Raw genomic sequence first — 7,973 nt, forward strand, 5'->3', positions numbered from 1 at the left:
ACACCCGGACGGCACGGCCGGGACACCCGGACGGCACGGCCGGGACACCCGGACGGCACGGCGAAGGGCCGCACCCCCGGTGCCGGGGGTGCGGCCCTCTGCCGCCGGGTGCCGCTACGCGCGGATCGGCGTGCCGCCTACTTGCGGATCAGGCTGCGCAGCACGTACTGCATGATGCCGCCGTTGCGGTAGTAGTCGGCCTCACCGGGGGTGTCGATGCGGACGACCGCGTCGAACTCGACCCCGGTGTCGGTGGTGACCTTGACCGTGCGCGGCGTGGTGCCGTTGTTCAGCTCCTCGACGCCGGTGAAGGAGAAGGTCTCCTCACCGGTCAGGCCGAGGGAGTCGGCCGACTGGCCCTCCGGGAACTGCAGCGGCAGGACGCCCATGCCGATGAGGTTCGAGCGGTGGATGCGCTCGTAGGACTCGGCGATGACGGCCTTGACGCCGAGCAGCGCGGTGCCCTTGGCGGCCCAGTCGCGGGACGAGCCGGAGCCGTACTCCTTGCCGGCCAGGACGACCAGCGGGATGCCCTGCTCGATGTAGTTGCGGGAGGCGTCGTAGATGAACGACACCGGCGCGTCGGCCTGGGTGAAGTCGCGGGTGTAGCCGCCCTCGGTGCCCGGCGCGATCTGGTTGCGCAGGCGGATGTTGGCGAACGTGCCGCGGATCATGACCTCGTGGTTGCCGCGGCGGGAGCCGTAGCTGTTGAAGTCGCGGCGCTCGACGCCGTGCTCCGTGAGGTACTTGCCGGCCGGGGTGTCGGCCTTGATGGCACCGGCCGGGGAGATGTGGTCGGTGGTGACCGAGTCGCCCAGCTTGGCGAGCACGCGGGCGCCGGCGATGTCCTCGACCGGGGCCGGCTCCATGCCCATGCCCTCGAAGTACGGGGGCTTGCGGACGTAGGTGGACTCCGCGTCCCACTCGAAGGTGTTGCCGGTCGGGACCGGGAGGGACTGCCACTGGGCGTCGCCGGCGAAGACGTCGCTGTAGGACTTGGCGAACATGTCCTCGCCGATGGCGTTGGCGACGACGTCGTTGACCTCGGCCTCGGAGGGCCAGATGTCCTTCAGGAAGACCGGGTTCCCGTCGGTGTCGGTGCCCAGCGCCTCACGGGTGATGTCCACCTTCATGGAACCGGCGAGGGCGTACGCCACGACCAGCGGCGGGGACGCCAGGTAGTTCATCTTGACGTCGGGGTTGATGCGGCCCTCGAAGTTCCGGTTGCCGGAGAGGACCGAGGTGACGGCGAGGTCGTTGTCGTTGACGGCCTTGGAGACCTCCTCCGGCAGCGGGCCGGAGTTGCCGATGCAGGTGGTGCAGCCGTAGCCGACCAGGTTGAAGCCGACCTTGTCGAGGTAGGGGGTCAGGCCCGCCTTCTCGAAGTAGTCGGTGACGACCTTGGAGCCCGGGGCGAGGGTGGTCTTGACCCACGGCTTGCGGGTCAGGCCCTTCTCGACCGCCTTCTTGGCCACCAGGGCGGCGGCGACCATGACGTACGGGTTGGAGGTGTTGGTGCAGGACGTGATGGCCGCGACCGTCACCGCGCCGTGGTCCAGCTCGTAGGTGGTGCCGTCGGGGGCGGTCACCTGGACCGGGTTCGACGGGACGGAGCCGTTGCCCTGGCCGTGCTGCGGGGCGCCGGCGCCGTTGTCCTCGTGGCCGTAGGCCGGGGCGTCGGAGGCCGGGAAGGACTCGGCGCTCGCCTCGTCGACCACGGAGGAGGCGGCGGCCGGCGTCTGGGCGACGGGGGCCTCGACGTAGTTGAGGACGTCCTTGGCGAACTGCTGGGCGGCCTCGGCGAGGACGATGCGGTCCTGCGGGCGCTTCGGGCCGGCGATGGACGGCACGACGGTGGACAGGTCCAGCTCGAGCTTCTCGGAGAAGTCCGGCTCGGCCTTCGGGTCCAGCCAGAGGCCCTGCTCCTTGGCGTACGCCTCGACGAGCGCCACCTGCTGGTGGGAGCGGCCGGTCAGGCGCAGGTAGTTCAGGGTCTCGTCGTCGATCGGGAAGATCGCGGCGGTGGAGCCGAACTCCGGCGACATGTTGCCGATGGTGGCGCGGTTGGCCAGGGAGGTGGCGGCGACGCCCTCGCCGTAGAACTCGACGAACTTGCCGACCACACCGTGCTTGCGGAGCATCTCGGTGATGGTGAGCACGAGGTCCGTGGCCGTCGTGCCCGGCTGCAGCTCACCGGTGAGCTTGAAGCCGACCACGCGCGGGATGAGCATGGAGACCGGCTGGCCGAGCATGGCGGCCTCGGCCTCGATGCCGCCGACGCCCCAGCCGAGGACGCCGAGGCCGTTGACCATCGTGGTGTGCGAGTCGGTGCCGACCAGGGTGTCGGGGTACGCCTGGCCGCCCCGGACCATGACCGTACGGGCCAGGTGCTCGATGTTCACCTGGTGCACGATGCCGGTGCCCGGCGGGACGACCTTGAACTCGTCGAAGGCGGTCTGGCCCCAGCGCAGGAACTGGTAGCGCTCCTTGTTGCGGCCGTACTCCAGCTCGACGTTCTGCTTGAAGGCGTCGTTCGTGCCGAACTTGTCGGCGATGACGGAGTGGTCGATGACCAGCTCGGCCGGCGCCAGCGGGTTGATCTTCGCCGGGTCGCCGCCCAGCTCCTTCACGGCCTCACGCATGGTCGCGAGGTCCACGACGCAGGGGACGCCGGTGAAGTCCTGCATGATCACGCGGGCCGGCGTGAACTGGATCTCCTGGCTGGGCTGGGCCTGCGAGTCCCAGCCGCCGAGGGCGCGGATGTGGTCGGCGGTGATGTTCGCGCCGTCCTCCGTGCGGAGCAGGTTCTCCAGCAGGACCTTGAGGCTGTACGGCAGCCGGGCCGAGCCCTCCACCTTGTCCAGCCGGAAGATCTCGTACGACTCGTCGCCCACCTGCAGCGTGCTGCGGGCGTCGAAGCTGTTCGCCGACACGACAGTCTCCTTCATTGATGTGCGCGTACCACCGTCAATCCTGCCGCCACGCCGGTTTCGCCATCCCGCTGAGGTAAGGCTAAGTTAGGTAACCCTTACTGGAGTGGCGGCCACGGGGCGCCTCGGCAGATATCTCGATGTCGAGATAACTCTAGTACATGGGGACCGGCTGGTCATGTCCGGCCGGATCCGGCCCCGCCGATTTCCGGTGGCCTCCGCCACAGCGAAGCCTCCCCCGCGGGACGCGGGGGCGCACACCGGGCACCTCCCCGCGCCCGCCGGCCATCTCCGCGCGCGCACGGGGTAACCGAGTTGAGCGGCACCCGGCCCGCAGACCGACGAAGGAGGCGTCCATGCCGCTCACTTTCCGCAAGAGCTTCCGGATCCTGCCCGGGGTACGGCTGAACATCAACCGGCACTCCTGGTCCATCACCACCGGTGGCGGGAACGGCCCGCGACACACTCGCAGCAGCACCGGACGACGTACGACATCGATGGATTTGCCCGGACCTTTCGGGTGGCGTCGCACCCGCACGACCAGGGGGGATTGACGGGGCATCACCCGAACGGACCCCCCAGGAGGCGCCATCTCATATCTGAGATAACCTCAGCCCCATGGCAGACGACTACCTCGTACGCATCGGCAAGCTCATCCGTGACGCCCGGCAACACCGGGGCTGGACACAGGCGCAGCTCGCGGAGGCGCTCGGCACCAGCCAGAGCGCGGTCAACCGCATCGAGCGCGGGAACCAGAACATCAGCCTTGAGATGATCGCCCGAATCGGTGAGGCCCTGGACAGCGAGATCGTGTCGCTGGGCTACGCGGGACCGATGCATCTGCGCGTCGTCGGCGGCCGTCGCCTGTCGGGCGCCATCGACGTGAAGACCAGCAAGAACGCGTGCGTGGCCCTGCTGTGCGCCTCGCTGCTGAACAAGGGGCGCACGGTGCTGCGCCGGGTGGCGCGCATCGAGGAGGTGTACCGCCTTCTGGAGGTGCTCAACTCCATCGGCGTGCGCACCCGCTGGATCAACGACGGCGTCGACCTGGAGCTGGTCCCGCCCGCCGAGCTGGAGATGGCGGCCATCGACGCGGAGGCCGCCGTACGCACCCGCTCGATCATCATGTTCCTCGGTCCGCTGCTGCACCGCATGGACCGCTTCAAACTGCCGTACGCCGGCGGCTGCGACCTCGGCACCCGGACCATCGAGCCGCACATGATCGCGCTGCGCCGGTTCGGCCTGGACGTCGCGGCCACCGAGGGCCAGTACCACGCGCAGGTGGACCGCGCGGTGCGCCCGGACCGCCCGATCGTCCTGACCGAGCGCGGCGACACGGTGACCGAGAACGCGCTGCTGGCCGCCGCCCGGCACGACGGCGTGACCGTCATCCGCAACGCCTCCTCCAACTACATGGTCCAGGACCTGTGCTTCTTCCTGGAGGCGCTGGGCGTCCGGGTGGAGGGCATCGGCACCACCACGCTCACCGTGCACGGCGTGCCGAACATCGACGTCGACGTGGACTACTCCCCCTCCGAGGACCCGGTCGAGGCGATGAGCCTGCTGGCCGCCGCCGTCGTGACCGAGTCCGAACTGACGGTGCGCCGGGTGCCGATCGAGTTCCTGGAGATCGAGCTCGCGGTCCTGGAGGAGATGGGCCTCGACCACGACCGCAGCCCCGAGTACTTCGCGGACAACGGCCGCACCCGCCTGGTCGACCTCACGGTCCGCCCCTCCAAGCTGGAGGCGCCGATCGACAAGATCCACCCCATGCCCTTCCCGGGCCTGAACATCGACAACGTCCCGTTCTTCGCGGCGATCGCGGCGGTGGCCTCCGGCCAGACCCTGATCCACGACTGGGTCTACGACAACCGCGCGATCTACCTGACCGACCTCAACCGCCTCGGCGGCCGCCTCCAGCTCCTCGACCCGCACCGGGTACTGGTCGAGGGCCCGACCCGCTGGCGCGCCGCCGAGATGATGTGCCCGCCGGCCCTGCGCCCCGCGGTCGTCGTCCTGCTGGCGATGATGGCGGCCGAGGGCACGTCGGTGCTCCGCAACGTCTACGTCATCAACCGCGGTTACGAGGACCTGGCGGAACGCCTGAACTCGATCGGAGCACAGATCGAGATCTTCCGGGACATCTGAGCAACGGCTGACGCGGCTCGCGCCGGGGTGGTGGCAAGTGCCGGTCCGGACTCGTCGCCGTTACCTGTCGGGACCGTGCCTTCAGCGGTCCTCGCCGTCCCGGGCGTCGGCAGACCGCTCGTCGAGGACCCTGACGAAGGCCGAGGCGACGAGGGCCACGGCGTGGTCGTCGTCGTGGGCCAGTCGGCCCAGGACCTCCCGCACGGTGGTCCCCGGCAGCTCGACCAGTGCCTGGGTCAGGCGTATCCGCGTCGCGGAGTCCGCGGTGGGCGCGGCGAGTTCGGCCGTCAGCGCGGCCATCACGCGGTCCGCGCAACCGGGGTCCCGGGACAGCGTTCCCAGGACCTCAGCCGCTTCGACGTCGTTGGAGCCCTCGACCACCATGCCGACGAGTGCCGGCACGGTCGCGGTCACGCCGCGCCTGCCCAGCGCGAGAGCCGCGCACCCGCGCACCGTCGGGTCCGGGTCCCCGAGCGCGTCCGCGAGCGCCTCGGCCGCACCCGGTGCCCCGGACATCTCGGCGATCGCCGGCACCGCGCGCCGGCGGACGGCGGCGTCCTTGGAGTGCGCGCCGGCGGCCAGTGCCGCCACGCCGTCGCCGCCCGAGCGCGCGAGCGCCCAGCGCAGGGCGCCAGCGACGTTGGGATCGGATTCCGTCAGGATCGCCCGGGCCAGCAGCCCGGCGGACGCCGCCACCCCCTCCGGCCGAGCCAGCGCGGCCTGCTGCCTGCGCGCGGCACTGTTCGAGTCGAGCCCCTGCATGAGCTCGACGATGCGCAGGACGTCCTGCCAGCCGGTGGGCGCCGACGCGTCGACGGCGCGGAGCCGCTGGAGCAGTTCGCGTTCCCGCTCCAGGCGGTCCTCCGTCCACCGGATGAGGTCGCCGACCAGGGCGGACGGCGTGAACTCCGGGTCCTGGAGGGCGCGTCCGATCTGCTTGAGGGAGAGCCCGAGGGACCGGAGGCTCTCCACGTGGAAGATCCTGCGGACGTCCTCGGCGGAGTACTCGCGGTAGCCGCCGACGCTGCGACCGGTCGGCCGCACCAGTCCCAGGGCGTCGTAGTGCCGCAGCATCCGGGGGCTCACTCCCGAGCGGCGGGCCACCTCGCCGATCAGCACCGTGCGGTCTCCTCGGCGTTCGCGGCCCCGACGCTCTTCTCGGCGCCGGCGCCGGCTCGTTGCGGGCCGAGTGCGGCGACTCGCTTCGCCTCTTCGACGGCCGCGTCGAAACCGGTCTCCGGATTCCGCCGCAGCAGCTGCGTGGCACGAGCGTGCGCTGCCACCGCCGGGTCGGTGTGCGTCGCGGCCTTCTCCAGGGCGGGCCCGGTCACGTCACCGAGGTCGACGAGGGCCCGGCTCAGGCTGAGCCGCACGTCGCGGTCGCCGCGGCCGAGTTGCAGGACCAGTTCCTCGGCCAGGTCCTTCTTCTGGTCCTCGGGCACGAGGACGACCGCCACGCGCCACGCGGTCCGCGCGACGTCGTCCTCCCTGTCGCGCAGCGCGTCGCGCGTGATCCAGGCCCACGCGCTCCTGTCGCCGATCTTGGAGAGCGTGTGCAGAGCCTGACCGCGGGCCTGAGTTCGCTCGGATTCGAGTTCCCGGCGGAGCCGGGGCAGGGTGATCTCCGGCGGGAGGCGGGTCAGCGCCCAGGACAGCATGTCCCGCACGAAGAAGTCCGGCTCGACCGCGCACCGCTCCACGAGCGTCTCCAGCAGGCCGGCGTCGGGGTTCGAGCCGGCCGCCAGGGCCGCCTGCAGCCGGGCCGACGAGTCCCCGGCGCTCAGCGCGCCGGCCATACGGGTGTTCTGCGGGGATCCGTTTGCCGTGTCGATCGGGACCACCTCCTGCGCCCAGGAGACACCTTCTCAGCGTGTCAAGGTCAAGCAGGTCACCAGGGCCAGGGGCCGCGGCCCCGTGTCTCGGCGCTGTCCTCCATCTGCTCGACCAGTTGCCTCAGTCTCCGCCGCGCGTCGCGCGCGACGTTCCGTTCCACCGTGACGCCGTGCTCGGTGCGGGCGGTCACCACGGTTCCGGCGAGACGGCGGTCGATGGTCGAGGGGGCCGTGCGGGTGCCGTCGGTCCATCCCGGCTGGGTCCACAGCCATTCGACGAAGCGGACCAGGCTGCTGGAGGTGACCGCCGACAGGGGCAGGCCGGTCTCCGCGCAGAAGGCCGACCAGACGGCCCAGTCCTTCGCGTACCCGTTGCGCGTCCGCTCCGAGCGTTCCCCGGGGCTCATCTCACCTTCTCAGTGCTCTCGTTCGGCCGCCCCCGCCGGCAGTGATCACGGCGCCCCCTGCCTGTGCGGGTCAGGGGGCGTCGTCGGGCCGGTGGTGGTGTTACTTCACCGGTTCGGGTTCGGGTGCGGTCTCGGTCTCGGTCTCGCCGGCCGGGTCGAGGGGGGTCCTGACGGAGTCCAGCAGGAGCTGGGCGACGTCGACGACCTGGATGGATTCCTTCGCGACGCCGCCCGCGGCGGAGCCGCTTTCAGCCGCAGCCTTCTTGCCGTTGACCGAGTCGGTCAGCATGACCAGGCAGAACGGGCAGGCGGTGGAGACGATGTCCGGGTTGAGGGAGAGGGCCTCGTCGACGCGCTCGTTGTTGATGCGCTTGCCGATGCGCTCCTCCATCCACATCCGGGCGCCGCCGGCGCCGCAGCAGAAGCCGCGTTCCTTGTGGCGGTGCATCTCCTCGTTGCGCAGGCCAGGGACCTTGCCGATGATCTCGCGCGGCGGCGTGTAGATCTTGTTGTGGCGGCCCAGGTAGCAGGGGTCGTGGTAGGTGATGATGCCCTCGACCGGGGTGACGGGGACGAGCTTGCCCTCGTCGACGAGGTACTGCAGCAGCTGGGTGTGGTGGATGACCTCGTAGTCGCCGCCGAGCTGCGGGTACTCG

7 protein-coding genes are annotated in these 7,973 nt (G+C 70.7%); 2 read left to right on the plus strand and 5 right to left on the minus strand.

The genetic code is table 11. From position 1 onward, the window contains the following. Positions 1-137: 137 nt before the first annotated feature. Positions 138-2,933 (minus strand): aconitate hydratase, encoded by a 2,796-nt coding sequence (locus IE177_RS23330; protein ID WP_308431588.1) that lies wholly within the window; start codon positions 2,931-2,933, stop codon positions 138-140. A gap of 353 nt (positions 2,934-3,286) precedes the next feature. On the opposite strand from IE177_RS23330, the gene IE177_RS23335 reads away from it, so the two are divergent. Together IE177_RS23335 and IE177_RS23340 are read left to right on the plus strand one after the other, a co-directional pair. Continuing rightward, complete coding sequence (locus IE177_RS23335; protein ID WP_190017336.1) at positions 3,287-3,484, plus strand: DUF4236 domain-containing protein; 198 nt, start codon at positions 3,287-3,289, stop codon at positions 3,482-3,484. 64 nt (positions 3,485-3,548) lie between these two features. Beyond that, complete coding sequence (locus IE177_RS23340) at positions 3,549-5,078, plus strand: helix-turn-helix domain-containing protein (protein WP_190017337.1); 1,530 nt, start codon at positions 3,549-3,551, stop codon at positions 5,076-5,078. 81 nt (positions 5,079-5,159) lie between these two features. Here IE177_RS23340 and IE177_RS23345 read toward each other — a convergent pair whose 3' ends face one another. The 4 genes from IE177_RS23345 to IE177_RS23360 form a co-directional block, all read right to left on the minus strand. After that, the gene (locus IE177_RS23345; RefSeq protein ID WP_190017338.1) at positions 5,160-6,197 is read right to left on the minus strand and encodes a MerR family transcriptional regulator; all 1,038 of its coding nucleotides are present in this window, start codon (positions 6,195-6,197) and stop codon (positions 5,160-5,162) included. Continuing rightward, on the minus strand, positions 6,191-6,874 hold the full coding sequence (locus tag IE177_RS23350; protein WP_229816231.1) for a HEAT repeat domain-containing protein: 684 nt from the start codon (positions 6,872-6,874) through the stop codon (positions 6,191-6,193). The genes IE177_RS23345 and IE177_RS23350 overlap by 7 nt, the downstream gene beginning before the upstream one ends. Before the next feature lie 92 nt (positions 6,875-6,966). Then, the gene (locus IE177_RS23355; RefSeq protein WP_190017340.1) at positions 6,967-7,317 is read right to left on the minus strand and encodes a hypothetical protein; all 351 of its coding nucleotides are present in this window, start codon (positions 7,315-7,317) and stop codon (positions 6,967-6,969) included. A 100-nt stretch (positions 7,318-7,417) separates the two neighbouring features. Further along, the coding region (locus tag IE177_RS23360) for a (Fe-S)-binding protein (protein WP_190017341.1) at positions 7,418-7,973 on the minus strand (556 nt) is incomplete at its 5' end.

It is taken from the genome of Streptomyces lucensis JCM 4490 (assembly GCF_014650035.1).
GTDB classification, from domain to species: Bacteria; Actinomycetota; Actinomycetes; order Streptomycetales; family Streptomycetaceae; genus Streptomyces; species Streptomyces lucensis.